Consider the following 25,478-nt stretch of genomic DNA (forward strand, 5'->3'; position numbering starts at 1 on the left):
CCCCTTCACGCGAGAATGCGGCGGGCTTCGCTGATAATTTTCTGAGGCGTCACGCTGCTGACCGACAGGCATACGACATGCCCTGCCTGAGCGAGACGCTCGCGCTCGATGCTGCACAGCTCAAGATAGTCGGCATCATCCGACTGCAGGATCTGGAGCGCGAATTTGCATTCCTCCCCGCTATGCTCATCGAGCAGCGCCACCAGGAAATCCGGCCTCGCCGAGCCAGCACCCAGCGTGATGTCAAAAAGGACCTTCTTGACCGCCATCCTGACGCCGAGGCGACGCAGTTCATACTGGGCCTGTTGGAGCGCGCGCAGCACATCGCGATCGTGGTCGCGCTCGGCGGGCACGAACTGGTTTCCGCTGAACACAGGCTGGGCATATGCCCGCAGCGCCAGGTATCCTTCGCGCCGGCTGTGCTCGCCGACGACAGCAAGCACCAGAAATGGGGGCTCGACCTCGGCGCGGATGATCCCGGTGTGCTGGATGCGGTTGCGGATTTCGACAGTTCCGAGCCCCGTCACCACCTCGCTCGATGTGACCTCGCTCGCTTCGAGAAGCAGAAAGGCTTGCGGTGCAAACTCGGGCGGCCAGGTCTCGGCCGCAGCCCGCAATCGGGCATGGACCCGCCGTTTCTCGTAATCGATCGCGTTGGTGTAGAGATGATCCGACAGCCGGATGCCCGGCGCGATTTCGAGGCCCTGAGCGGCGCGCTTGAGGTGACGCATTTCTTCGCTGATCGAGCCTGCGCGCCTGCCGCTGGGCGGTAATTCGCGCAGGATATTCGAGCCTGCGCGTTCGAGCAGCAACCAGAGCAGCTTGCCGAGGCGCGGGATCGCGACGCCGCGTGAGCGGTCGTCGGGCTCTATGTCCTCTGGCCTCTGTGCAAGCTTCTCCGGCGCCTTCTGGTGTGCGCTGAACAGGCCTTTTGGAAGGCCGATGGCATAGAGCGAATCCTTCACGGTCTCGCGGATGCGCGGTGGCGCCTGCGGCAGATGAAACGGGCAGCCCGGCTCGTGGCCTGGCCGCGAGGTAAGACGCCGGAGGTAATAGGTTTCCTGAAAACTGAGATAGGCCGCGCTCATCAGCGGCGGCGGCCGCTCTGCCCCAAGGCAATCGCAGGCGATCCACTTGTGGTTCTCTCGCGCGGTCGAGACCAGTGAGACGCAAGCGCGGTGGTCGGCCTCGCTGCCCCGGCCTGTATACCAGCGCACCAGCGCAGCCTTCAGCTCGTCGCTGATGGCGACCCTGCCGGTCTTTCCTGTGGTGTCCTTACCTACCAGCCACATGCATGATGACGCCTTGACCCTGTCGTTTGTTCACGTTATGTTCATAATCTGCAGGAGCCCATGAATAATGAACAAGGTCTTTGATATCGGCAAGTTCGACCTCGATGTCACGCTGCGCGACGCGGCACTTGATCCCAATTGCCGTCCAACCAAGCGTATGCTCGCCAATGCCTCGATCGGAGTGGAGCCGTTCGATGCCTATTACTCAGCGCGCGAGCTCTATGAGACCTTGCAGGGCGTGTTTCAGGGCCTGCCCAATGCCAAGGCTCGGCTGACGCAGATCCTGTCCTGCCATTGCGATGACTATCAGCGCTGCCTCTACTATGCACTGGCAGGGCGCGGGGTTGTCCAGATGCTCGACGATCTCGAATGGCTCTTCGAGCTCCTCGGGCCGCGGTGCCAGATGTCGGGCCACATTCTGCGCTCGGGCCAGCACCCGGCACCGATGGTCAACCCTTACGTCTCGTCAGAGCCTGATGGCCCTGTTCCTGCCCGCAACGCCGACTTTACCGAAGGCCCATCGTGGTATCTCGATCCCGGCCTCGGAGGGATGATCGAGGAATAAGAGGCCATCAGTTATTGCGAAGGCCAAGTCGGTCGTCGTCATCAACAAGCGTGATGCGCCCGTCCCAGTCCCATAGGACAAGATTGAGCGCGTCTGCGGGGGCGCCGCGGGCGTAGCTCGGGACAACGATGCCAGCATAGCCTTGCGCGATCGCGGCCTCCGCCAGGTCCTGCGTCGGGACCGGCTTGCCGGAGAGCATCCGATCACGCCATGACGGGTCGGCGAGTTCAGCCGGTGTGATGCCGAAGGGATGCAATGCAGCCGTGTCCCGGCCATCGAGCAGCGGCCCGATGTCGGCCTGATAGGCCACCAGCGTGGTGGGCTGCAGCGTGCCAGCCTGATTGGCCTCGCGCAGCGCGGTCTCAGGGGCGAGGGAAGTATAGAGCGCCGTGCGCCCCATGCGATTGAACCGTCCGCCAAATCGGGCGGCCCCCTCCCCTGAGAGGGGTTCACGGGACCAGACCGGATTGTGGGCGCGGTAGAGCAGCCCGGTAAAGTGCATTGGACTAGGCGTGGACGCCGGCGTCGACCGCGTCGATATAGGTCAGCACGTCATCGGCCCGGTTGCTCTGCACGAGCTGCATGGCAGTCTGGCCCGAGAAACCCGGCAGTGGTTCCGAGCGGTACCAGGCATAGGCCAACAACGCCGAACCAAAGCGCGGCTCGACCTTGTTGAGCACCTCGACCATCTGGCGAAGGCGGCGCTGCGTCCGGTCGGACGCGATCCGGTCCTTGCGCTGGATCGCATCCTTGCCGAGGCCCAGCGAGCGTGCGAGTTCGTCGCTGGTCGTCCGCAGCGCGTCGACGATCTTGCGCGGAGCAAACGCGCCGTTGTCAGCGTAGTTTTGAATCGCCATTGCACTTTCCCATGAATTCTGACGCGATATAGCGTCAATATCTGCGGTAATCAAGGTTTGGGTGTCAAACCCAGCAGGTGTTCCCGTTTTGCCGAAGAGGTTACCCGCTCTTACAAAACCACGACCTGCAATTCGATCGCGCCGGCAAGGCCCTCTTCTGCAGGCAGAACGCAAAAGGGCTGGAGCTTGCTGTCCGTCCTCACCACGGCATGGCTCTGCCCGGAATTTGCGGTCATCCGAATGGCGACACGCTCGGCATTGGCGCGCCCGCACAGGATCGCCCTTCTGGGGTCCAGGCTCTGAGGCAGCATGATCACCTCCCGAGCGTTACGGCGTCGCCGGGAAGAATGTGCGCACCGCGCGCTTTGGGGGCACGACTTCAAATCGGCGCTCCATCAATCTGCTGATGCGAAACCGGCCTCGGCCATCGGGCGTGCTGAGTTCAATTTTCGCGCCGCGCTTTGTCACCCTGAATTCAGCGTGTTCGGTGCCGTCGGTGAACTTCATCGGTTCAGGCAGCCGGATCATGTCGCCATCGGCGATCTTGCGTTCCTTGAGCCGGAGCTGGCGGTAGCACCGGTTGCGCCAGTCGAGGGCATAAGGATGACTGGTTGGCCCCAACTCCTCCAGGACACTTCTGGGGCACCCGGCCTCCACCGGTCCTGAATTTTCATCCATGTCCTTGTAGCCGAACAGGAGGCCGTCGGCTGCCTTGGGGTTCCAGCGGACCAGACAGATCACCGCGGAGATGGCGTGGGTCTGGTTGTTCGGTCCATAGCGCTGGACAGCCGCGTAGTAGGCACCGGTTGTGGACACGCTTCTGATGACCCGGCATCCTTCGAAGGTGCCGGTTTCTTCATTCTCGCGCTCCCATGTGAGCTGATTGTCAAGATAGGCCTTGGGAGTGTCGAAGCCCCCCATTCCGGCACGGTGCATGTAAAGCCAGCCCATGCGTGTTCTCCTTCAGATGAGCCCCGGCTGCGCCGGAGGTGCGATCTTCAATTCGCGCGCGATCCGCGCCGTGAGTGCGGGAATGTCTGCAAGGGCGGTGATCGGCGCTTTGCGCATCACCGCGCCAGGCGGTTTCCAGAACGGGTTGCGCCAGGCGAGACCCGGCTCGCCGAACCTTTCCGGGCTGATCCGGACGTAGATCCCGTCGGCTTCCAGCACATGCTCGCCCGCGAGCTGTTCCTGTGAGGTGTAATAGCTGATGCGATAATCGGCGTGCTCGAGCCCGATCCCTGCTGCGATCTGGCGCAGCGCCCGCGTGCCCTCGCGCCGGTAGTGGCGCAGTTCTTCGGGACGATAGTCGATCCCGCGTTTGACCAGCGCAATGATCGCAGGCCTGTGTTTGAGCTCGGCAAGGCGTTCAATGCATTGGGACCGCAGAGCCTGGTCGTCTGCCTCACATTCGGTCGGCCTTCCGTCAGCAATGCGTTGAAGGTGGCGCGTCAGCAGCAGCACTGCCGGACAGGTTGCGGCCTGCCGGCCTGCCAGACGGACATCATCCACGGCCTCGTTCAATGCTCGCAGCGCATTTTCGAAGGTCGTCAGCCCATCGGGCTGGAGTGCGCGGCGGTAACGGTAATCAATGTCGCAGGACATGAGGCTTCCTTTCCATTGCAAGATGCAATGGCCCCATCCCCCTTTCCTCAATGCAGGCTGCCGCAGTGCTCGCTCGGGTTCTCCAGCAGCAACGGCTCGTAGATCATCGGTCGCAGGAGCGCCCCTGGCGCAATCTGTTCGAGGATCCTCGCTATTGCCGAGACCGCAACGCCCGCCTCGGTTGTCAGGATGATGAGCGATCGGCCTTGACCCGGAACTGTGCCAAGCGACCAACCGACGCCCCCCTTGCCGAGAAGGCCGTCCAGCACCTGGCGCGGGTCCCTCTGGGGGAACAGGCCTGCGATATGCTGGTCCAGCTCCTCGCCGATCGGCGCCCTCCTCCGGCCTGCAACATCGCCCGCATAACGGTGAAGCTGGGCCCCCGATACCGAGATCGAATGCAAGCTGCTCGAAGGCAGCGAAGAGGAAGCAGGCGAGGCCTCGCTTGCCGAGAACTTCCAGCGCGTCGGGATGTCACCGGCTGAGGAATGCCGGGCCTTCCAGCACTTTATCAAGGAAGGCAGCGACGTTGCCGCGGTCGCCAAACGCTTCGGCCTCACCCTGCGCTTCGTGGAAGGCCGCTTGCGGCTAGCGAACCTTGCCGAGCCGATTTTCGAGGCACTCGCCAAAGGCGATGTCACACTCGAGATCGCCAAGGCCTACGCAGCGACCGACCAGCACGAGGTGCAACTGCGGGTCTTTGAGCAGATGCGCTACGCCTATAACCCAAGCGCCGATGCCATCCGGCGTATGGTGGCGAACGGTTCCATGCGCGGCAATGACCCGATTGCGCTGCTGATCGGCGAAGATGCCTATGTGGCCGCCGGCGGGAAGATCGAACGCGACCTCTTCAGCGAAGCGGCAGATGATCGCTGGATCGACATCGAGATCGCCCACAGGCTTGCGGCCGAGAAAATGGAGGCCGAAGCCCAGCGGATCGCTGCTGAAACTGGCCTTGCCTGGATCAGCCCAGTGGCGTCGACCAATTCATGGCAGGCGCGCAGCGAAATGGGCGTCAATGCTGTCCGGCTGCCGCCCGCGCCGCTGTCCGAAGAAGCACGAGCCCGAATTGACGCGATCGATGCCCGCATGGAAGAAATCAGCGAGATCATCGACGAAGGCCATGAAGGCGGCCCTGAAGGCGACGGGGCCGATTTCGGGCAGCTCGAGGCCGAGTATGAGGATCTCGATGCTGAGCGCAGCGACCTCAATAACCCGGTGCGCGAACTGCCCGAAGAATGGCGCAGTGAGGCCGGGCGGTTCCTGGTTCTCACCACCCGCGGCGAGATGGTGCTCGAGGCCGATTACTACAGCGAAAAGCGCCTGTCGTTCGAGACCGATGAGAATGGCAAGGTGACAGCGACGGCCGAAGAGCCGGTGTCAGGTTCCACCAAGCGCGGTAGCGCTGCACCTTCCAGACCCGAGGCAGTTGCGCCGGGCACGGAGAAGCCGATCAGCGCCCGTCTGTTCGACGAGCTTTCCGTGCAGCGCCGTAATATCCTGTCGGCATCCCTCCTCAGCGATGCCGGGCTCGCGCTCGACTTCGCCATCTTCGCGCTGGCTGACAGCCGCAGCTATGAAAGCCGGGGAACCTCGATCAGGGGCGGGCACCCCAGCGATCCGGCGACCGGAGAACTTCCGCAGTCCACAGCCGAAGGGATTCTCGCCGAGGCCGAAAGCGCGCTCGACAAGGCATGGCAGGAACATGGGTGTGCGGCGCAGCGCTTCATTGCCTTTCGCGAACTTGCCGACGAAGCCAAGGCGGCGTGGCTCGCCTATGCGGTGGCCATCTCGCTCGAAGCCAAGAAGGGCTATGGTTCGGAATACCATCCGATCCATGCCGTCATCGGCAGCATGCTCGACATTGACGTTGCAGCAATGTGGCGCCCGACAGCCGAGAATTTCTTCGACCGGGTGAGCAAGACCTCGTGTCTTGCGGCACTGACCGAAGTCGGCGGCAGCGATCTTGCGGCGCGTTATGCCGCATCGAAGAAGGCTGACCTTGCCAAGACCTGCGAGACGATCTTCGCCGGCAAGGCGATCATTGAACAGGACGTCAAGGAAGCAGCGCTGGCCTGGCTCCCCGAAGGCATGAAGTTCACGATTGGTGCCAACCCCGCTGATCCGGTCATCCCGGACACCGACGAAAGCGCCCCTGTCTCCGGCGCCTGCGATGGCGATGGCGCTGAACCTGAAGCTGAAGCCGATAGCGAGGCCGACGAGCTTATCAATGACCATCAACCTGAAGTCGCCTGTGAAGAAGCGGCGGTAGCCGCCTGAGGCGGCAAATCACCCCTCCTGATGACCTGGCCCGGCCACTCGCCTGAGTGAGCTGGGCCTCTTTTTGTTGAGGAGCAGGCCAATGCGCCAAAGACCCAAGCGCGACGTCGCGCAGGAAATCACCAATCTGATCATCGCTACAATCGAGGCCGGAACGCTGCCCTGGCGCCGGCCCTGGAAGAAGACTGGGATGGGCGGAGCGCCGCTGCGCGCGGCAGGCGTCCCTTACACAGGGATCAACCGCCTCTATCTTTGGGCGGTCGCCGACCATTATGGTTATGGCTCGCGCTACTGGATGACCTGGCGGCAAGCCATCGAGCTTGGCGGAAAGGTGCGCAAGGGCGAGACCGCCGAGCCGAGCATCTACTTCAACAGCACGAAGAAGACTGCGATCGACCAGGCGACCGGCGAGGAATCCTCGAAAACAATCCGGTTCATGCGCGCCTACAGTGTGTTCAACGCATCGCAAATCGACGGGCTGCCGCCGCATTTCTATCCGAGCCCGGTGCCTGAAGCGCCGCCGACGCCCTCGCAGAAGGCCGCTGCCATCGAGCGCTTCTTCTCACCCGTTCCGGCTGACATACGCCTCGGCGGAGACCGCGCGTTCTACTCGCCGGGCGCTGATTATATTCAGCTTCCGCACCCCAATGTCTTCAACACCGAAGACGGGTTCGTGGCGACGAAAGCGCATGAACTCGGGCATTGGTCGGGCCATGCCTCGCGGCTCGCCCGCGAGTTTGGCAAGCGTTTCGGCGACAAGGCATACGCTTTCGAGGAGCTGGTGGCCGAGCAGGTGAGTGCGCGCATTTGCTATGAATTGGGTCTGCCGGCAGACCTTCACGAAAGCCATGCCAGCTACGTCTCGCACTGGCTGGAGATCCTCAAGGCCGACAAGACGGCGATCATCACCGCAGCCGCGAAGGCCGATCAGGCGTTCAACCATCTTGCGGCCTATTCGGGCTTCCAGAGCGAACCTGCCGGCGAAGAGGGGGAGGAAGCCGATGAGACGGCGCCAGTTCCGGCTTTTGCTTGAGCCGGCACCGCAGGAGGTCGTTTGCCTCACCCAGGCACCGCGCGTGACGATCATCTCGATGGCCCGCAATCGCCGGCCACCGGCGATCACGGCAAACTTGCCGCGCTTCTTGCTCCTGGTGACCAGCAGGTTCTGCAAAAGGCCGCGCGCTTCGATGTCGGCGGAAAGCTGGATATCGTCTTCTTCGCTGCGCGTTTTGCGCACATTGGCATCGCTCAGATAGAGCCGGGAAAAGGGAATAAGCATCGTGGTCGCTCCTGATGTGCACCCGGCAATCACCCGGGCACACATCCCCTCCCCCTCCCCTTCCGATCTGCGTTTCACGCAGGACTAAGAGTTGACCATCTTCTCCCCTGAGGGTGAACAGCATAACATGGTCTTGAGCTGGACGGAGCGACTCATAAAAGAACAAAATGCCGAAAGGGTTGGAGCTCGCGATTCTGGGATGGCCACCATTCGCGGCGTAACCAGACCGGCTTTGAGCCAGAATGCGACGTTAGCTAGTCGAGCTTTGAAAGGCAGTTTTCATCGCTTCTCGACAGCACCTGCCTGAAGGCGAGAGCTGAACGCACAATGCGCGATCGGTGATCGGAAAGCGCTTGATGCTAAAGGAATCTGGATGAGGAAAGGGGAGAGCCTCTTGCGAAGCTCTCCCCGAGCACCTTGCGGTGTAATTCCAAAAGGCCGTTAAGCCGAGCAGCCTGAGCTGTGAGTTCTATATAGGCCAAAGGCGTTAAAATTCAACTCGCGTTTGAATCCTAAGTCCCTGATTTCAGACATTCCTTGCGAGCCAGGCCGTTATACGGCATGATCCATTTTCCTTGATTCCCTTGATATGTTCCATTGTTCTTGATTGCCTTGATACCCTTGATTGCATTGAATACCTTGATGGGGACAGAAAGACGTGTTACCACGCCCTCGTGGAACGATCGAAAAATGCGCCTTTGGACGATTCGGCGTCCCGTGAAGCCGAATCAGTCGGTGCCGATCGCATTCGGGGGAAGGGGCGAGGCGGCAACTTTCTTGCCATTGATCGCGCAGCATGGGAACGCCTATGGGAGGTTGAGACTAACAACAGGCTGAACCTCGTCACCGCATATATTGTGCTGCTTGCCGGGACCGGCAGCGACCATCAGCTCAGCAAATGGTCGACCAAGGCTTGCGAACAGCATGCAGGAATGGGCAAGCCACGGGCCAAGGTCGCGATCGACGAGCTGATCCAGCATGGGTTCGTTGCGCACACCGACCGCTCGACGAAGCTCTATCCGCAATATCGCCTGCAGCCGATCCCTCTCGACAGCGACCCCATCTTTCTGCCGGTCGCGTTGGTAACGGGAATTGAAACTGAGGCTTCAATGCTTCGCCGTGTCCGCGAGACCGGCGACGCGCTCTTACTGCGAATGCTGGTGGACCTCTATGGTTTGGTCCAGCTCGATGCGACATTCGGTGTGCCAATCGGCGCGTTGAGCCAGACCCCGCCCGACGATTATCCTGCTCGAAAGGTTTTTGAGATCGGCATCCATTCCGTTTGGGCACTTCGCCTCGTCGGTGGGTCGAAGTCTGCGAAAGGTGATTGGGCGAGTTATCATCGCTCGAAAAGCCGCAACAAGGATGGAGCCTGGGGGGATTTCTGGGCGCGGGTGGCGATGCTCGAGAAGATCGGGGCCGTCTGGTATGAAGCATGGATCTTCGACAGCGAGGAATCGGATGCCGAGCCGCTGTTTCCAGTCGATCCCGGCGCCCTGTATCATCAGGGTGAGGGTGACGATGTCTATCAGCTCACCCGCACGATGCTCGACGCTGCGGCCAATCTTTCTGAAGAGCGCAGCAACCTGCTCGAACGCTATGGCATCGACATGTTAGTGACCCTCGCGCAGCATCGTCGCGCGCCAGGTATCCGGGGCGTGGCGCGTATGCGGATCGAGGCGGATACGCCGGGTCGTCGGCTTTCCTATTACAAGCGCCGAACCCAGATCGAAATCTACGAAGCTGGCTACACCCAAATAGCACTCGATGCGCTACGGGGTGAATATAGTCGACCAATGAATACCAGCACGCCGCAATGAGACAACCAACCGCCGGGAAAAAGCAGCCTCTCCATGCCGAATGACGACAATTCAGATGATCAGCCGACTATGGAAGTGCCGTTCCCGACCGAGGCCGAACTGCTTGCAGCGGGCTATGTGCCAATCCCGACAGACGAAGAGTTGCTGGCACAGGGCTATGTGCCGATCGATTTCACAAACATGCCGGACGTGGCCCATTTACTGACGGAAGCCGGGCATCCTTTTCCGTTGCATCATGAGATCATCAAAGCGGGCTATGTGCCAATCAGCCGCCGCGAACGGCGTATCGTAAGCCGACCGCGCATGGGCCAAATGTATTGGATCGATTTTCCGCACGACGCTTATGCGCCCGAGTTCGTGAAAGAGCACCCTGGCATTGTTATTCGCGCGGCCAATTCGCTACACGACACCTGCATTATCCTGCCCGTTACGAGCGCGCAGCAGAAAGCGGGGACGAACTTTCATCAGCTCTCCAGGAATCCCAATCCCAAAGGGCAGGCTGCAGGGCGGATCGCCTATGTCGTCTGCGACCATCTCTACACGGTCAACATCAACCGCCTCCGCCCATTGGTCCACAATGGGAAGGCTGTCTTTCCCAAGGTAGAGCCGCACGATCTGACCGCGATCTTCGCGGTAGTGCAAAAGGTTCTGGGCGCTGCGTTCGGACCTGCGCAGACCGCTGTAGCGGCGGGGGCCACGCCAGTTCAGGTACCGCCTGCCGTACCTGCAAAGGCTTTGGGGCCGAACACCCTGACGCTGAGAAAGAAGTAGGCAGCGGTGTCGGTGATGCGGTCACGTCGCTGACTCCATCCACTCGACTGACCCGAACTGTCGAAGCTGATCGGCTTCGGCTGCGCCGAGGGTGCTACGAGCACTGTCGCCCTCCCCAACCGGCCAGCCTCACTCGTCGTTGCGAACAAGCAGGAAACATCTGATTCTGGCGCGAGCCGTTGCTAGCAAACGCCACCGACACTGACAGGAATGCCCCACTTCGTGGCCTTCCATGCTGCACAGATAGTGCAGACCAAGAGGAAAACCGTGGGACGTCAGGGCTCCGGCATCGATGTTCCCAGCATTGCTTTTCATCATGCTCGAAACATCGCGCCTATGACCGACAGCGCTGCCTTTGTCGGGATGAACACCCGTGTGCGAAACGCAATGATTTCCGTAAAGCAGCCGATGCTCTTGAGCCAAGGCAGCTGTTCAGGCGGGACCCCCACGATTTCATAGCGCTGCTCGCCTGCCACGCGGGAGCATTTCAAGGTCGCCTCGAAGGGCTGATTGATCGGGACTGTCCGGCCTTCGCCGAGCGACCTGATGATCATTTCCGGGCTGAGTTCAACGGTGGAGGCAATGTCGAATTTCTCGAGCAGCTTCGCCACGTCGAGTTCGTGGACCATACGGCCGAGCCAGCTTCTGCCCTCTTCGTCCACGATCCGCCGGACCTCCAGATAGTCGATAGGCAGGCTCGACCAGATCGGCAGGAGAAGTCCGGTCGCAAGGTACACGGTCTCCGTCGTTAGCCGTTCGGCAAGCTCCGCAACCTCGCTTTGCCACAGCTTCTCGAAGGTCCTGCGCGGGACTTCCTCCCATGCGGATTCGGCGAGGTCATCGAAGTGGTGGTATTCGCGGCGAAGCGGACGGTGGAGGATAACCCGCCGGATCAAATCCCCCTGTTCTGTCATGAAGTGCCGCGAAGGTTCGGCCAAGGCCGCCTTCCCGCTCTTGATATTGTGGAGCAGAATGCAGCCGTCGGCATAGTCGCGGCGCTCAAGGACACGCTCAAGCGAGATCGGCCGTGCTCTGGTCTTGAGGGCTAGCTGCAGCAAATGCGACGTGGCGCCGGTTCGCTCATCGGTCCGAAGGACTATGTCCTCGACAATATCGGCCTGTTCAACCCGCAGGGTTTCGACGCCAACATCGAGCGATCCGGCCTCGCGCGCTGCTGACACCCGCGCTTCGACCAACCCCAGAAACTCCTCGAAGATCGCATTCTGCATCCCGATCGGCAGCGCGAGGATGCGATTGAGCCAGCGCTGGATCGGCGGAAGGTCCTCTTCGAGCACGCCATCGTCGGAGACGATCTTGAGCCCACTGCGGCGCTGAAAATCGATCAGCGTAGCGCTCTTGAGCTTGCCGTCCGCCAGCAAGGCAAACCATGTCGAGAGGGCCGCCTTGGCATATTCGCTCTCGAGATTGTCGGCAGGGTCAAACAGGTTCTGCCCGCCCGTCTGGCGTTGGCCCCGAGTAAGCGCGCCGAGGCTATCGAGCCTGCGCGCAATGGTGCTGGTGAACCGCAGTTCCCCCTTGCAGTTCGTGGTCACAGGCCGGAACAGCGGCGTGTTGGCTTGATGCGTCCGGTGCGTTCGGCCCAGCCCCTGGATGGCCCGGTCGGCTCGCCATCCAGGCTCCAGCAGGAAGTGGATGCGCCGCTTCTGGCAAGTTGCATCGAGGCTGGCGTGATAGGACCGCCCGGTGCCGCCCGCATCACTGAAGACCAGGATCGGCTTCCTGCCATCCATGAACTGGTCGGTCTCGGACTGGTTCGTCCGCGGCGAGCGGGTCTCGAGCCGCTGCTGCCCGTCGCTCTGGGTTATGAGCCGCTTGCTGCGCCCGGTCACCTCGGCGACTTTCTCCGGGCCATAGTGCTCGATGATCCCGTCCAGCGCTGGCTTGATCGGCGGCATGGCGCACAGGTGCTCGATCATCTCGCCGCGGCGGGCGATCGCAGTCTGGTTGTGGACGGGACGGCCTTCCTCGTCGAACATCGGTGCAGAGCGCTGGGTGCCGGTATCATCGACGAATACCTGCATCTGTTGCGTGGGGAAGGCGCGTTCGAGGTACTCGATCACAGCGTCGAGCGGGCTGAGGTCGAGGTCGAGCTCCGCGCGCTCTTCTGGCGAAAGGCTGTCGAGACGGCGATCGAGGATGCTTTCGGCAGTCGAGACCAGCTGAACCACCACCACCTCGTCCCGGTCCAGATGATGATTGATGGCAGCGATCAGCGTTGGCAGCTTCATCGACAGCAGCAGCTGGTTGAAGAACCGCTGCTTGGTGCTTTCAAACCGGCTGCGTGCCGCAGCTTTTGCGCCGCTGTTGAGCGTTGCGCCGCCGATTTCATCGACCACGCCGGTGAGCTCCAGCGCTTCCTCCATGTTCTGATGGATGATCGCCCAGGCATCCGCATAAGTATCATAGACCGCGATCTGCTCGGCGGTCAGATCATGCTTCAGGATGTCGTATTCGACCCCTGCAAAGCTGAGCGCGCGCGCCTGATAGAGCCCGAGTGCCTTGAGGTCGCGCGACACGAGTTCCATCGCTGCGATGCCCCCTGCCCTGATCTGGCTGATGAAATCTTCGCGGTTGGCAAACGCAGTGCCCGGTCCCCACAGACCGAGCCGCACGGCATAGGCAAGGTTGTTGACCTCCGAGGCCCCGGTTGCAGAGGCGTAGATAACCCGGGCATTGGGCAAATTGTTTTGCAGCAGTACGCCGGCGATGCCCTGCAAGGATCCGCTTTTCGTGCCCCGGGCGCCCTCGCCTCCCGCAACCCCGCCCATCTCGTGGCTCTCGTCGAAGGCGATGACACCGTCGAAATCCTCGCCCGCCCAGTCCAGTAGTTGCTTGAGGCGCGTGGCATCCTGACGCTGGCTCCGAAGGGTCGGGTAAGTGACGAACAGGATTCCTTCGCGAAACGGAACCGCCTGATCGATCTTCCAGTTCGAAAGCGGCTGAATGTCGGCAGCAAGGCCGCCGATGGCACTCCAGTCGCGGCGCGCGTCTTCGAGCAGACTCTCGTTCTTCGATACCCAGATGGCCTTCCGGCGTCCGGCAAGCCATCCATCAAGGATGCAGGCGGCGATCTGCCTGCCCTTCCCTGCCCCCGTGCCATCGCCGAGGAAATAGCCTTTGCGATAGGCCCGTCCTTGCTCGTCGAGTTGGAGGCCTACGCCCTCTTCAGCCGGAACGAACTGGCCAGGCAGATACTGCTGCCACGCGTTCCCAGCATAGATGACAGTTTCGATCTGGGCCTCGGATAGCAGGCTTTCCTGCAAAACCCGATCCTGCAGCGCCGGGACATAATCCGGGATCGGTGCCGGGATCGAACCCATGGCCACGCTTTCGACGAGCGGCGTCGGATGCTCGCGTGCACCAACAATGTCGATCCGGCTTGGCCGGTATGGGATGTAGACCCCGCTTTGCTCACCGAGAACGCGCGGCTTGTCCAGGGTACTGAACGCCAGTGCTTCGATCTTGGGCGCTTGGGCTGCCCTCGCTTTGACGGGCTTTGTGATCGGCGTTGCCCGCATGGCTTTGAAGAGCGCGCCCGGCTTTGTTTTCGGCGGCACCGCGCGCGGTTCGCAGTCGGGCTGGGCTGTCACGCGTTTGATGATTGGAACCGCAGACGCCACGTCTGCAACCGTTTCCCGCGCCAAAACTGCTGGTCTGGTTTGCCCCGGGATCTTGTCGATCACGTACAAGCGCACAGCCACGCTAGTGCCCTGCTTGTGATAGCATTTATCGAGGCGGATTGATGTGCGGACCGTGCAAGAGGCGAAGGTGTCGTCGTAGATTTTCGCAAGCTTCGCGCTCGTCGTGAACCAGTCCGGCATGATCGCGACGATCCGCCCCCCCTGCCCTATCCGCGTTATGGCAGCGCGCAGGTGACGCACAGCCGCGAACTCGTCTGCTCCTCGTCCCATTGAGCGGGAAAACGGCGGGTTCATCAGGATCAGGCTGGGCTGCACAGCAGCGTCGAGATGCGATGCCAGCATGGCTCCATCGATCCCCGTGGTGGTGGCCTGGGGGAACAGCAGAGCCAGCTTCTCCCGCCTGCGCGGATCGATCTCATTGAGATGCAATGCGCGGACATCGGGCAAAGTTGCCACCAGAGCGCCATGTCCGGCGCTCGGCTCAAGAACGATATCGGTTGCAAGCGGCTGCGCCAAAATCACGGATAGCGCTGCGAGGTCAGCGGGCGTCGAGAATTGCTGGTACCTGAGCTGGTTTTCACTTCTGACCGTATGTGTCGGCAGCGCCTCGATAAGCGCGCTGATCTCCGAAATTTGGGTCAGCATCTGAGGTTTGCTCAGGAGTCCGGCCATGTGGCGCGTCAATGCCGCCTCGAGCAGGTCAAAGGCGTCCCTCTGGCTCCAGGCGCCGTTTGCGGAGCCCTCCCCGTAGAGCTGGCTCATCGTCTCAAACAGGCGTTGTTTGTTCGCCATTCCGGTGGCGATGGCGTTCTGGATTTCGGTGATTGCTGCGTCCAGCTTCTGGCTGGATTGTTCAAATAGGTCGGTCACGGTCTGCTCCTGATGCTGAACCGCATCAGGTCATCCCCCTTCCCTCTCGCCTCGGGTTTATGAGCCCGTGATCACTACGGGCTATGCGACAAGGGGTGCCCGGCAGCGACGAGGATTCGGGACCGGCACCATCCCGAAGATATCGGTTTGACTTCTACCGCCGAAAATGATCATAAAACACGAACTGGGTCGCAGAACTGCGATTCATCGAAAGGCAGACGCATGTCCTACACCGTGAACACACTGCGAAATATGACCAGATCCTGCGAAATGATGCGCGATCGGGTCAAAGCTGTGGTGTTCAAACCTGATGAACGCAAGGTCCTGGATATCACGTTTGGGCCTACGGCGGCAGCGGAATTGGTCGGAAGAACGCCTGAAGCGCTTGCCAAGGCAGAGAAGGAGGGACGTCTCGCGCCTCCGAAGCAGCTTAACAATGGCCGTCGCTATTACACGCTCGAAGACCTTACTCATATTCGCAAGGCGCTGAACATTCATCCGGGCAAGCTAGCCCATGAGAATGCGGTCGTAGTAGCCGTGCAGAATTTCAAGGGCGGCGTCGGCAAGAGTACGATTACCAAGCATTTCGCCGATTTTCTCGCACTGAACGGATATAGCGTTCTCGTGATCGACTGCGATCCGCAGGCGTCAACGACAACTATGTTCGACATCCAGCCCGAAGCACTTATCGATGAAGAGGAGACTTTAGGAAACTTCCTGTCGCCTCGCAGTACATTCGATGATTTCAGGAAGGCAATCCGAGAAACCGCTTGGCCTACAATCAAAATAGTGCCGTCAAGCCTTGGCCTGCAGGATGCAGAGTGGGACCTCACGGCAACGTTGACGGAGGGCGGACAAGCAGTGCGCGAGGGACTTCAGCGTCTCCGAATTGGCATCGACAGTATCATCAAGGACTTCGACGTCGTCTTGCTCGATCCTCCGCCGGCCATGGGGTTCCTGGGCCTCAATGTGATGGCCGCCGCAACAGGTATGCTCATCCCGGTTCCGGCAAGGCAGCTCGACTATCTTTCAACCATCCATTTCATGGACACCATCGCCGAGAATATCGAGATCCTCGAGGATCACGGAACGCCTGTTGATTATGGGTTCATTCGCGTCGTCTGCTCGGCCTACACCCCCAGCAAGCCAGGTGAAGCCGACATGTGGAAGATGATGAAGGCCACATATGCCAATTTCCTGCTGAATCAGCCAATTCTGGCTTCTGAGGAAATCAAGAATGCCACTCAAGCATTCCGGTCGATCTATGAAAGCAAGCCTTCAGCTGCGCACGCAACCTACCAGCGTTGCCGGGACAATCTCAACGCAGTCTTCGGAGAAGTTCTGAACGAAATACACGAGCAGTGGCCGTCGAAGAGCATTTCGAGACGGTCATCTGACACGGCAGGGAGTGTTGCAGCGTGAGCCGTCGTTCATTGATTGGCGAGGCCCTCGCCTCCCCTGCCCCTGACCAGCCTTCCGTCTCTGAAGCCAAGGACGCTGCAGGGGCAACTGCATCGCGCAATTTCACAACACGTCGGCTTGAAGGCTTCACGGAAGCAGCGCGGATGGTCAAGCGCCCGACCATCCGGCTCAAACCTGCAGAATGTTCGATCTGGCCGGGAAACGCCCGTGATTACGAACAGCTCACCGAACCCCGTTTGCGATCTCTGATTGAGTCGATCCAAGCAGAAAACGGGAACCGCATCCCAGTAGTCGTGCGTCGTAAGCAGCAAGGTGAGCTGCAGTACGAACTGATCATTGGCACAAGGCGTCACTGGGCTGTCGCGTGGCTCAACGCCAATCACTACCCGGATATCGAGCTCGTAGCGATTATCGAAGATCTCGATGACGAAGCTGCGTTCCGCCTTGCTGATATCGAGAACCGCGAGAGGGAAGATATCTCAGACTTAGAACGCGGTTTGAACTACAAGGCAGCAGTCGACACCTATTACGATGGCCTTCAGGCACGGCTTGCTGAACGCGTGAAGATCTCGAAATCTACGCTCGCCCGGTACATCGGCCTGACAGAGATCCCGCAAACAATCGTAAGCGCATTTGCCTCGCCAATGGAACTTCAGGTCCGGTACGGTGACAAGCTTCTTCCAGCCATACGCAACCCATCGCTGCGCCCCAGGATGGAGGAAGCAGCAAAGCAAATCGCTGCGGAACAAAGTTTCCGGCAATCCGGAGACGAAGAGCCAATTTCTGGCCCTCAGGTTGTTGTCCGTCTGCTCAAGGCAGTTTCGGGCAGGCCTGGCCGTGCCCAGAAAGCCGTAATCGAAGCCGCAGGATCGTCCATTGGTGTCATCGAAAAGGATCGTGCACGAGGGCTCACGATAACGATCAACCCCACTGATTTGAGCGCTGACGAAATCCTTGATGCATTGCGCCCTCTGATTGAGAAGGCGAAGATTCTGAAAAGGCCTGCCCCATGAAGGAGGGTTTTGGACCCACCTATGGCCATGCCTTTACCACTCTGAAAATGTGGCTTTTATCGTTTTATTTCATATGTTTAGCTCACTTGTCCCACATGTGGGACAGCGGCAGATTTACTAGGCGAAGAACGTGAGCGAGAAAGATCAGTCCTCCTCCGGTCGCCGGGTGCAGTTCGAGATGTTCTTCACGCTGCCTGATTTCAGCGATATCTCGCTGCGGGACTATCAGGAGACCATGCAGCGCCCTTTCTTCAGCCTTTCGAAGAAGAAGCGCCTGAAACCCATTGAGTACCTCAGTCCGGACAAGTCGGTCACCGTGCATGTATCAGCCAACCCAGCCTATGGGATGGCGACCATCTGGGATGCAGATATCATGATCTATCTGGCGTCCCACCTCAACGAATTGCGCGAGCGGGGTGACAATGACCTGTCGCCGACCATTCGTGTTCAACCTGGCGATCTTCTCAAGCGAATCTGCTGGGGTGTAAGCGGGCGCGCCTATGAGCGACTGATCGCAGCGCTTGATCGCCTTCAGGCCACGACGATCAAGACGAACATCCGAGCGAACTCCAAATCCCGCGAGACCACATTTTCGTGGATCGATAGCTATACTCATCTCGTTGATGAGCGAACCCAGCGTTCGCTTGGGATGGAAATCACGCTTTCTAAGTGGTTCTTCGACGGGGTCATGGACAAGCGAAATGTCCTTGCGATTTCGCCTCTGTATTTCGAGATAACGAGCGGACTTGGGAAATGGCTCTACCGCGCAGCTCGCAAGCACGCTGGTGGCAATGGGCCAGAAGGTTTCACGATTGGCTTCGAAACTCTTCATCAGAAAAGCGGCAGCGAAAGCTCCCTACCCTCGTTCAAGAACAAGATTCTTGAATTGGCGCGAGCTAACAACCTGCCGGATATCAGTCTGGAGGTCATTGGAGCAGAGACGCCGCGTCCAAAGCTAAAGATGGTGATGCGTCGCCATCTCGAAAAACCTTCTGGAAAAACCGAACATAGTGGCTCTGTCGCCACGGAGAGCAGACCCCAGCGCATTCAGCGCGCAACCCCCGAAAAGGCAGCCAAGGTCAGCCCTCCGCAGGAATTCGTTGATCCTGCCCTCGTGCGCAAGCTCCTTGCAACAACAAGCGCGAGCTTGCGCCCCGAACAGCAAGCCGATGCATCAGCGGCATTGGACAGCAATGCGAGCCAATCTCAGTCACGACGAAGGGGAGGGGGCGCTCAGGACACTCTTGACCCCGAAATCTATCAGGCCATCCGTGCTGAATGTCCTGGTTGGGATCTCGATGTGCTGATGCGGCAATTCGATTCCTTTTTGAACAGCAATCCGCATGAGTTGCCAAGGAACTACTCGAAACGGTTCTACGGCTTCATGAAGAAGCACCACGAGCGCAACAAGCATACGCTTCCGGGCTTTTGAAGATCGCGACCTTCTGCAGGACTTGGTAGCGGCGCCCGGCGCGCTGGTAGAGCTGCCGCTCGGCTTCAGGCCTGATTACGCTCTGCCGCAGGCATAGCGATCTATCGTAAGAATAAGAACAGTCTCATCATGCACGGCAGCTAGCGAACGTGTTTTCGGGAATCACTTCGCTTAGCCCGCCCGATCAGAGGACCGCGTCTACGTTCGGCGCCAGGTAAATAAATCGCTGACTAGGCCCAAGAGTACCGGCATAGACCCTACAGCCGTGCTTCTGCCGTCCATCTTTGACTGAAATCAGCGATCTACTGTGCAGCGCTCAAGCCAGCTGGCAGATCGCCTGAGGCTCCACTTCAGTCACTGCGATCCAGAAACCCGACAGGTCGGCCTTCAATCTGGACGATGGAAAATGCCTCCAAAAACCATTCCTGAAAACACGTTCGACCGGAAATACCACATTTCCGAAAACACGTTCGTTTCAGCCTAGGAGCAAATGGGGGATCAGAAAGTTTGGGATCGGCGCATCATATGTGAATCGGAACGCTAACTGATCCTCTGGCCTCACGCTCACAGCCGCGCTTTCAAAGTTATCAACAGGGCGGGGAGGTGGCGAACGTGTGATCGGGCATCAGATGACGTGTTATTAGAATCTGGCGGTCGTGCTATCAGAAACCGAACATCGTGTTTTCAGATTCGGCATAGCCGCCCCGACTCGCGAGAAATCAGGAGTTTGCAGGCTGATCACGAGCAGGTAACCTCTTAACCTTAGAATCTAAATCCCCTAACGTTCACGCCTGCGGCGGATTTGTTATTGATTTGATTCAAGATTAAGGAAGGCCGACATATCCCTTCGACGATGACCGCTTTGCGTGCGATGCGTACATTCCACCAGAATGGCAACTCGGCAGATTAGCGCTGGTCACAGCCTTAAGATCGATTCCGTGAATCACGACAGGGACCTGTGATTCAAACTTCCGATTGGCCTAACTTCACGTGGCTATCGCATAGTCCTCCGCATGTTAGAGGTTGGACAAAGGGAATGTCAGATCTGGCTCGAAGCCAAAGATCCCGATCTCAATGTTGCAAGGCGGTACGTCATATCTCGAAGCCAGGACCTGTTCGGTGTCACGATTGTTGAATTCTCGTGGGGGCGGATTGGAACGCGTGGACAGCGACGCATCTTATCCTTCGCCGACGCAGGCAGGGCGACAAAGTTCGTAGAACAGTTGCTGCGTCGCAGAGCGACCTCACATCATCGAATTGGCGTTTGCTACCGGGAAGTATTCCGGGGTCCATGATACGTTCACGTGTCCGTTGGGACGATTGCTCCATCGGAAGTTCGAAGGCTGACCATGCTGGCAGTCACCATAGCCGCAACTGATTGTGAAGCGGTTCGCTTGGTCACCCCAAGGCCTCTGGCAAGCTCCGCACGGGTGAGAGGTCCGATGCCGGCTACCAGACGCCAAGCCAGGGGAGCCGTCGAGGAGGCGTACAGGCCTGAAAGTGCTCCCTCAGCCTGCAGGTGAGCCCTTTGCATGGCACGGAGGTCTGCGGCTGCACTCTCAGCGGTAGCCTGAAGCGCACGGCCTAATAGGACGGGCAGGGGTTCCTCGTGAAGTTCACGGAACAGAGCCCGCGGCATGACCCCAGCAAGCGCCATTGGCGCCGAGCCCAGCCCAAACAAGTGTGGCCGCATGGCAGCAGCGAGCGATGCCGCCCAGGCCGCCCCACGCGGTGCCATACGTGTTACCGCGAACCCTCCGACCTGGACCATCTCGCTGCCGCCTTCGAGAAAGTCGATTTCTTCCGTTCTCAGTTCCGTCAGCCATTCAAGCAAGGTGCTCATCGGGTCACGGCTTGGTAGCAGCGCGTCAAGCCGCTCCAGCGCGCGATCGGCGGGCCAATAGGTCTCGGTGAACCCTTCAGAGTGGTTCTTGGCGGCCATGACCAGCTTGGCAGCATGGGCGAGGGGAGGGTGTCCTCGCCGGCTAATCCACGACAAGAACTGACGGCGTTCCTCGGAATACCACGAGCGCATCAGCTCGCTCGCTTCGAGCCCCGGATTGTGTTCAATTCCAAGATTATCAAACGGATAATCGCGCACATGCACGCGCCAGAGGCGCCGAAGTGAGGCCAGCGCAAGGCATTCGGACAACTCGGGTGAGATGAAGGGGAGGGCGCCTTCGATGCGGGCAAGCGTCAGTTGCCAAGGTGCTGGGGCGGATACCATCGGCCAGATAGTATATAAATGGCATAAAAAGTATACCCAGCTTGTACGGTGGGTTTGCTGTCCGATAAGAGCCCTTCACGGACGACATGCTATTCTATATAAAGCAGGCGAAATTCGCTGCGATCTCGCCCGCGCCCAAAGGCAAGGGTGAGGCACCACAGCGGAATTGAAACTTCAGGAGTGTCGCCTTGGACGATGATAGCAGCAAGGCATTGAGGCTTTCAGGTGAAGCCGCGCTCGCGCCGCTGGGGAACGGAATCCCGTCACAGCTAGCGGCTGAGATCGAAGCGGCGCGGTCGTACCGGGCGCGGTCCAAGGCGGCAAACACTGTGCGGGCCTATGACAGCGACTGGCGGCAGTTCGAAGAATGGTGCTGGACGCGCGATCTTGCGCCTATGCCGGCTATGCCGGAAGCAGTGGCCACATACCTTGCCTCGCTGGCGCAGGCGGGGAGGGCGGACAGCACGATTGGTCGCCATCTTGCCGCCATCGCCTGGCACCACAGGCAGGCAGGGCAGGTCGCACCCCAGCATCGCGATCCGCGCGATGTGATTGCCGATACCCTCGCGGGGATCCGGCGCGAACAGCGCGCGCGGCCGACGCGCAAGAAGAGCGCAATTCTGGCGGCTGATCTGGCGCGGATGATTGCAGCTGCTGAAGGCCAGAGTCCGCGGGCGGTCCGCGACCGGGCGGTGATGGCACTGGGGCTGGCGGCGGCGCTGCGGCGTTCCGAACTGGTCGCGCTACAACTGGCTGACCTCGAGCTGGTGCGGGAGGGTCTCAAATTGACGATCCGGCATTCCAAAACCGACCAGGAAGGGGAAGGGCAGGTCATTGCGGTGCCGTCGGGCAAGGTTCTCAAGCCCGGCGCGCGCCTCAACGAATGGCTCAGCGTAAGGGGAGGGGAGGCGGGTCCTTTGTTCTACCGCACCGACGCACAAGGGATGATGACCAAGGAGCCCATGTCAGATCGCTCGGTTGCCCGCCTTATCCAGCGCTACGCCGAAAAGGTTGGGCTCGATCCTGCCGTGGTTGGCGCGCACTCGTTGCGATCCGGATTCCTGACTGAAGCGGCCAAGGCCGGGGCTTCATTGCCCAAAATGCAAGAGGTGTCGCGCCAGAAAAAGGTCGAGGTGTTGCTTGGCTATGTCCGTGATGCTGCTCTGTTCGAGAACCATGCGGGCGAGAGATTTCTGTAGTCCTCGTTTTTGAGCGCTCACCGTGGCCGAATTGACCGGGTCTGGGACTTTCCGGTCTTTCCCGGACAAAATTTCCAGCGGCAGGTTCTGCCAAGACCAGACAATCAGTGATCGCACACCATCCTTGACCATTGCTCCCCAGTTACCTTCATCCAGCAACCATCGGCTCCACGAGTTCCGGGAGGCGACTTAAGTGTTTTACCGACCGTCAGGCTGGTGTCAGGTAGCTCAGCCATTAACGCCTCATAGGAGGCTGTTATGGCACATGGAATTGCATCACCAAAAAATCAGATCGCCGTTTGGGACTTGCCCGTCAGGCTGTTCCATTGGTCCCTCGTCACGGCCATCGTAGTAGCATTTCTTTCGTCTGAAGAGGATAGCGTGCTCGCGACCTGGCATATGACGGCAGGATGGATTGCTGCCGTGCTGATCGCATTTCGACTGAGCTGGGGCTTTATCGGCGGCAAGCATGCACGCTTTGCCAGTTTTGTCCGGCCCGGTGCGCTGCTGCCGCATCTGCGCGAATTGTTCAAAGGCAAGGCCGAACGGTCGGTGGGCCATAATCCGCTGGGTGGCTTGGCTGTTCTGGCACTGCTCGGCGGCACAGCTGCGGCGGTGTGGACCGGCGTCCAGCTGACCGGCGTGGGCGGCAGCGAAGAGCTGCACGAGACGATTGCCTATGGCCTGCTTGTGATGATCGCGGTGCATGTGATCGGCGTGATCGTGATGTCGGTGATGACGCGAGACAATCTCGTCCGCGCCATGGTCACCGGGCGCAAAACGGCGGCGGGGCTGCCGGTGCAGCAGTCCGAGCGCCCCCGCGCCCTGGCCGCGCTGGCAGGCGGCGCAGTCGTGGTAATGTCTGTCCTGGGCATATTGCGCTATGACAAGACGGCTTTTGATGGCGTATCGAGCGAAGCAGGCGAATATGAGCAAGGCAAGGCAGGCAGCACCGATGGCGATCACGACAATGACTGAGTGTCCGCGCCAAGGTTCCACAGTTGCCCAGCGACCCATGAGGCCAGACCCGTGCGATTGCTGATCGTGGAAGACAATGAACGCCTCGCCGGTCTGATCGCACAAGGTCTGGGCCGGCGGGGCTTTTCCTGCGATATTGCCCCGGATCTGGCGACAGCAGATGCATGCCTGGAAAGCGCTGCCTTCGATGCTGTCATCCTCGACCTTGGCCTGCCCGATGGCGACGGCATGACATGGTTGCAGCGCCAGCGCAGCCTGCGCCAGCTGATCCCGGCGCTGATGCTGACCGCACGTGGCGGGCTGGAAGACCGGATCGCGGGGCTCGATTCAGGCGCTGATGATTACCTGGTCAAGCCGGTGGATATTGAGGAACTGGCGGCGAGGGTTCGCGCCTTGCTGCGCAGGCCTGGGCCGCGTGCTGCGATACTTCTGGAAGCCGGGGCGCTCACCTTTGATCCGGTCAGCCGTGAGGCCCGCTGCGACGAGCGGGTGCTTGATTTATCCCGCCGTGAGGCTGACCTGCTGGAACTGCTGATGCGCAGACTGGGCACGGTTGTGTTGCGCGATACGATCGAGACCACGTTGTATAGCTTCAACGAGCCGGTAACCCCCAATGCGGTAGAGGCCACGGTATCGCGTCTTCGCCGCAAGCTGGACGAAGCAGGGCTTGCCGGGCAGCTGCACACGGTGCGCGGTGTCGGTTACATGCTGCGGAGCAGCTGAATGTCACGTCAGCCCACGTCCATCTTCAAGTCTCTGGCGCGCGGCCTTGCGGTGGTCGGGCTGGGCGGGACGGTGTTCCTGCTTGTTGCCGTGCTCATCGAATATCGCATCAGCTTTGCCGAGATGGCAACGGCAAATGCGTTGGAGGCCGCGCTCCATGAAATGGTGGAACACGTGCTGTTGCCCGTCGTCGCGCTGGTCGTGCCGATGACGGCCGCCGCCCTGTTCGTCATGCGACGAGCTTTCAAGCCGTTGACGGATGCAACAGAGCAGCTGAACGCCATTACCGGACGTGATCGCAACATCCGCATTGATGATCACAAGCTGCCCACCGAAGTCCGCCCGTTTACCGTGGCGGTCAACACCCTGCTGGGAAGGCTTGAGCAATCAGCATTGCATCAGGAGGCCTTTGCCGCCGATGTCGCGCACGAGTTGCGTACTCCGCTGGCGGCGATGGTTTTGGAACTCGATGGCATGACCGACCCTGCCGCTGCGCGTTTGAAAGGCGATGTCGCTGCCATGCGCCGGTTGATCGACCAGCTGATGTTGCTGGCGCAAATGGATGCGCAGGAGGCTGCAGCGACCGCGACCGACGATGTCGATTTGGCTGATGTCGCCAGCGATGTGGTTGCAAGATGTGCTCCGGCAGTGATCGCGCAAGGCCGCACCATTGAGCTGGTAAATGATGGCCAAAGGTTGGTGATCCGCGGGCGGCGCGAGGCGATTGCGGCGGCGTTGCGCAACCTCATCGACAATGCTGTGCGGGTTACGCCGAATGGCGGCACCGTTCACGTGGTGCTGGACGGCACTCCTGCCATTCGCGTGATCGACGGTGGACCTGGTCTGTCGCTGGATCAGCTCACCCAGCTGATCCAGCGCAACCGACGCGCCGACTATGCCAGCCCGGATGGCGCCGGCTTGGGCCTCGCGATCGTCGACCGCATCATGCAGGTGCACCGCGGCGCGATCCGCACCGATCCTGAGAACAGCGCGCTGATCCTCGACTTCAGCTGAACGATCGCTCCGTCAGGTTGCTGTCAGCTTCGGCGAGTAGGCAAAATCTCATCAAAATCCAAAGCATTAGTGGGCACGGTATCGTATCCCCCGTAATGCTTCACGGGAAGGGTTCGTGAATATGGTTGGTCGTTCGCCTCGATATTGGTCGGTGGCGCTTCTTGCGGGGCAGCGCCCTGGTGTCGATCCGCTGGCACGCGGCTTCAGGCGTTCTACCAAGGCGCTGATTCCGATCAACGGCAGGCCGATGATCGGCTGGGTGCTCGATGCGTTGCTGCAATCCCGTTACGTTGGGCGGGTCGTCATCATCGCGCAGGACAATGCGATCCTCGATGATCCTGCGCTTGCCCATTTCGCTTCCGATCCGCGCGTGGTGGTGAAATCGGGCCAGTCGGGTATTTCCCGCAACATCATGGGGTGACTACACGAAAGTGACGTATCTGCACGGAAAGGGCGAACGGATAGCGAA

At 60.1% G+C, this 25,478-nt stretch carries 24 protein-coding genes; 15 read left to right on the top strand and 9 right to left on the bottom strand.

Translation table 11 applies throughout. The features are described from left to right. Positions 1-5: 5 nt before the first annotated feature. Positions 6-1,292, bottom strand: coding sequence for a hypothetical protein (locus AX672_RS00895; RefSeq protein ID WP_058803381.1), 1,287 nt, complete (start codon positions 1,290-1,292; stop codon positions 6-8). Between the two features lie 67 nt (positions 1,293-1,359). Between AX672_RS00895 and AX672_RS00900 the strand changes: the two genes are divergently transcribed. Beyond that, positions 1,360-1,857, top strand: coding sequence for a hypothetical protein (locus tag AX672_RS00900; protein ID WP_058803380.1), 498 nt, complete (start codon positions 1,360-1,362; stop codon positions 1,855-1,857). Between the two features lie 7 nt (positions 1,858-1,864). On the opposite strand, the gene AX672_RS00905 is transcribed toward AX672_RS00900, so the two are convergent. From AX672_RS00905 to AX672_RS00930, 6 genes are all read right to left on the bottom strand, one after another. Further along, a complete protein-coding gene (locus tag AX672_RS00905; protein WP_058456863.1) occupies positions 1,865-2,359 on the bottom strand; it encodes an RES family NAD+ phosphorylase in 495 nt (164 codons plus the stop codon). A gap of 4 nt (positions 2,360-2,363) precedes the next feature. Then, positions 2,364-2,714 carry an antitoxin Xre/MbcA/ParS toxin-binding domain-containing protein gene (locus AX672_RS00910; RefSeq protein WP_054590611.1) on the bottom strand — a complete coding sequence of 117 codons (351 nt, stop codon included), beginning with the start codon at positions 2,712-2,714 and terminating at the stop codon, positions 2,364-2,366. Positions 2,715-2,824: 110 nt separating this feature from the next. Then, a complete protein-coding gene (locus tag AX672_RS00915) occupies positions 2,825-3,025 on the bottom strand; it encodes a hypothetical protein (RefSeq protein ID WP_058456862.1) in 201 nt (66 codons plus the stop codon). A gap of 16 nt (positions 3,026-3,041) precedes the next feature. Further along, positions 3,042-3,665, bottom strand: a complete 624-nt coding sequence (locus tag AX672_RS00920; RefSeq protein WP_058803379.1) for a DUF6927 domain-containing protein — start codon at positions 3,663-3,665, stop codon at positions 3,042-3,044. Positions 3,666-3,677: 12 nt separating this feature from the next. Continuing rightward, a complete protein-coding gene (locus AX672_RS00925) occupies positions 3,678-4,238 on the bottom strand; it encodes a hypothetical protein (protein WP_066114003.1) in 561 nt (186 codons plus the stop codon). A 128-nt stretch (positions 4,239-4,366) separates the two neighbouring features. Then, positions 4,367-4,723, bottom strand: a complete 357-nt coding sequence (locus AX672_RS00930) for a hypothetical protein (RefSeq protein WP_066646888.1) — start codon at positions 4,721-4,723, stop codon at positions 4,367-4,369. 67 nt (positions 4,724-4,790) lie between these two features. Here AX672_RS00930 and AX672_RS00935 point away from each other — a divergent pair, with 67 nt between their 5' ends. The 5 genes from AX672_RS00935 (at position 4,791) to AX672_RS00955 (ending at position 10,469) form a co-directional block, all read left to right on the top strand. Beyond that, positions 4,791-6,599, top strand: a complete 1,809-nt coding sequence (locus AX672_RS00935; protein ID WP_066646891.1) for a ParB/RepB/Spo0J family partition protein — start codon at positions 4,791-4,793, stop codon at positions 6,597-6,599. An 82-nt stretch (positions 6,600-6,681) separates the two neighbouring features. Beyond that, positions 6,682-7,632 (top strand): ArdC family protein, encoded by a 951-nt coding sequence (locus AX672_RS00940; RefSeq protein WP_058803377.1) that lies wholly within the window; start codon positions 6,682-6,684, stop codon positions 7,630-7,632. A gap of 21 nt (positions 7,633-7,653) precedes the next feature. After that, a complete protein-coding gene (locus tag AX672_RS19245) occupies positions 7,654-7,893 on the top strand; it encodes a hypothetical protein (RefSeq protein ID WP_066646894.1) in 240 nt (79 codons plus the stop codon). A gap of 683 nt (positions 7,894-8,576) precedes the next feature. Then, on the top strand, positions 8,577-9,698 hold the full coding sequence (locus AX672_RS00950) for a hypothetical protein (protein ID WP_058818313.1): 1,122 nt from the start codon (positions 8,577-8,579) through the stop codon (positions 9,696-9,698). A gap of 33 nt (positions 9,699-9,731) precedes the next feature. Further along, positions 9,732-10,469 (top strand): type II toxin-antitoxin system PemK/MazF family toxin, encoded by a 738-nt coding sequence (locus AX672_RS00955; protein ID WP_062344765.1) that lies wholly within the window; start codon positions 9,732-9,734, stop codon positions 10,467-10,469. Positions 10,470-10,783: 314 nt separating this feature from the next. Here AX672_RS00955 and AX672_RS00960 read toward each other — a convergent pair whose 3' ends face one another. After that, positions 10,784-15,001, bottom strand: coding sequence for a strawberry notch family protein (locus tag AX672_RS00960; protein WP_058803373.1), 4,218 nt, complete (start codon positions 14,999-15,001; stop codon positions 10,784-10,786). A 222-nt stretch (positions 15,002-15,223) separates the two neighbouring features. On the opposite strand from AX672_RS00960, the gene AX672_RS00965 reads away from it, so the two are divergent. The 4 genes from AX672_RS00965 to AX672_RS18090 all read left to right on the top strand — a co-directional run bounded on the left by AX672_RS00965 (position 15,224) and on the right by AX672_RS18090 (position 20,163). Beyond that, positions 15,224-16,423: an AAA family ATPase gene (locus tag AX672_RS00965; protein WP_058803372.1), complete on the top strand. Its 1,200-nt coding sequence runs from the start codon at positions 15,224-15,226 to the stop codon at positions 16,421-16,423. After that, on the top strand, positions 16,420-17,436 hold the full coding sequence (locus AX672_RS00970; RefSeq protein WP_058803371.1) for a ParB/RepB/Spo0J family partition protein: 1,017 nt from the start codon (positions 16,420-16,422) through the stop codon (positions 17,434-17,436). The genes AX672_RS00965 and AX672_RS00970 overlap by 4 nt, the downstream gene beginning before the upstream one ends. A 178-nt stretch (positions 17,437-17,614) precedes the next feature. Next, entirely contained in the window at positions 17,615-18,868 is a 1,254-nt protein-coding gene (locus AX672_RS00975) for a replication initiator protein A (RefSeq protein ID WP_082660526.1), read from the top strand. Positions 18,869-19,881: 1,013 nt separating this feature from the next. Beyond that, entirely contained in the window at positions 19,882-20,163 is a 282-nt protein-coding gene (locus AX672_RS18090; protein ID WP_082660524.1) for a WGR domain-containing protein, read from the top strand. A 5-nt stretch (positions 20,164-20,168) separates the two neighbouring features. Here the strand turns inward: AX672_RS18090 and AX672_RS00980 are convergent, their stop codons facing one another. Next, positions 20,169-20,969 (bottom strand): MarR family transcriptional regulator, encoded by an 801-nt coding sequence (locus AX672_RS00980; protein ID WP_231731107.1) that lies wholly within the window; start codon positions 20,967-20,969, stop codon positions 20,169-20,171. Between the two features lie 314 nt (positions 20,970-21,283). Between AX672_RS00980 and AX672_RS00985 the strand changes: the two genes are divergently transcribed. From AX672_RS00985 to AX672_RS01005, 5 genes are all read left to right on the top strand, one after another. Continuing rightward, positions 21,284-22,294 (top strand): site-specific integrase, encoded by a 1,011-nt coding sequence (locus AX672_RS00985; protein ID WP_081095488.1) that lies wholly within the window; start codon positions 21,284-21,286, stop codon positions 22,292-22,294. A 306-nt stretch (positions 22,295-22,600) separates the two neighbouring features. Then, positions 22,601-23,272 (top strand): cytochrome b/b6 domain-containing protein, encoded by a 672-nt coding sequence (locus tag AX672_RS00990; protein ID WP_208597792.1) that lies wholly within the window; start codon positions 22,601-22,603, stop codon positions 23,270-23,272. 51 nt (positions 23,273-23,323) lie between these two features. Next, positions 23,324-23,995, top strand: coding sequence for a response regulator (locus AX672_RS00995; RefSeq protein WP_060977086.1), 672 nt, complete (start codon positions 23,324-23,326; stop codon positions 23,993-23,995). Then, positions 23,996-25,009 (top strand): sensor histidine kinase, encoded by a 1,014-nt coding sequence (locus AX672_RS01000; protein ID WP_060977085.1) that lies wholly within the window; start codon positions 23,996-23,998, stop codon positions 25,007-25,009. A gap of 151 nt (positions 25,010-25,160) precedes the next feature. After that, a complete protein-coding gene (locus AX672_RS01005) occupies positions 25,161-25,430 on the top strand; it encodes a cytidylyltransferase domain-containing protein (RefSeq protein ID WP_066646900.1) in 270 nt (89 codons plus the stop codon). Positions 25,431-25,478 lie beyond the last annotated feature (48 nt).

The sequence above is a fragment of the Sphingomonas sp. CCH10-B3 genome (assembly GCF_001556185.1).
Taxonomy (GTDB): domain Bacteria; phylum Pseudomonadota; class Alphaproteobacteria; order Sphingomonadales; family Sphingomonadaceae; genus Sphingomonas; species Sphingomonas aquatica.

Excerpts from the sequence above, each read along its gene's own strand:
- AX672_RS00895 (WP_058803381.1), bottom strand. The coding sequence starts at position 1,292 with ATGTGGCTGGTAGGTAAGGACACCACAGGAAAGACCGGCAGGGTCGCC.
- AX672_RS00900 (WP_058803380.1), top strand. The coding sequence starts at position 1,360 with ATGAACAAGGTCTTTGATATCGGCAAGTTCGACCTCGATGTCACGCTG.
- AX672_RS00905 (WP_058456863.1), bottom strand. The coding sequence starts at position 2,359 with ATGCACTTTACCGGGCTGCTCTACCGCGCCCACAATCCGGTCTGGTCC.
- AX672_RS00910 (WP_054590611.1), bottom strand. The coding sequence starts at position 2,714 with ATGGCGATTCAAAACTACGCTGACAACGGCGCGTTTGCTCCGCGCAAG.
- AX672_RS00915 (WP_058456862.1), bottom strand. The coding sequence starts at position 3,025 with ATGCTGCCTCAGAGCCTGGACCCCAGAAGGGCGATCCTGTGCGGGCGC.
- AX672_RS00920 (WP_058803379.1), bottom strand. The coding sequence starts at position 3,665 with ATGGGCTGGCTTTACATGCACCGTGCCGGAATGGGGGGCTTCGACACT.
- AX672_RS00935 (WP_066646891.1), top strand. The coding sequence starts at position 4,791 with ATGTCACCGGCTGAGGAATGCCGGGCCTTCCAGCACTTTATCAAGGAA.
- AX672_RS00940 (WP_058803377.1), top strand. The coding sequence starts at position 6,682 with ATGCGCCAAAGACCCAAGCGCGACGTCGCGCAGGAAATCACCAATCTG.
- AX672_RS00955 (WP_062344765.1), top strand. The coding sequence starts at position 9,732 with ATGCCGAATGACGACAATTCAGATGATCAGCCGACTATGGAAGTGCCG.
- AX672_RS00965 (WP_058803372.1), top strand. The coding sequence starts at position 15,224 with ATGTCCTACACCGTGAACACACTGCGAAATATGACCAGATCCTGCGAA.
- AX672_RS00975 (WP_082660526.1), top strand. The coding sequence starts at position 17,615 with ATGTTCTTCACGCTGCCTGATTTCAGCGATATCTCGCTGCGGGACTAT.
- AX672_RS18090 (WP_082660524.1), top strand. The coding sequence starts at position 19,882 with ATGTTAGAGGTTGGACAAAGGGAATGTCAGATCTGGCTCGAAGCCAAA.
- AX672_RS01000 (WP_060977085.1), top strand. The coding sequence starts at position 23,996 with ATGTCACGTCAGCCCACGTCCATCTTCAAGTCTCTGGCGCGCGGCCTT.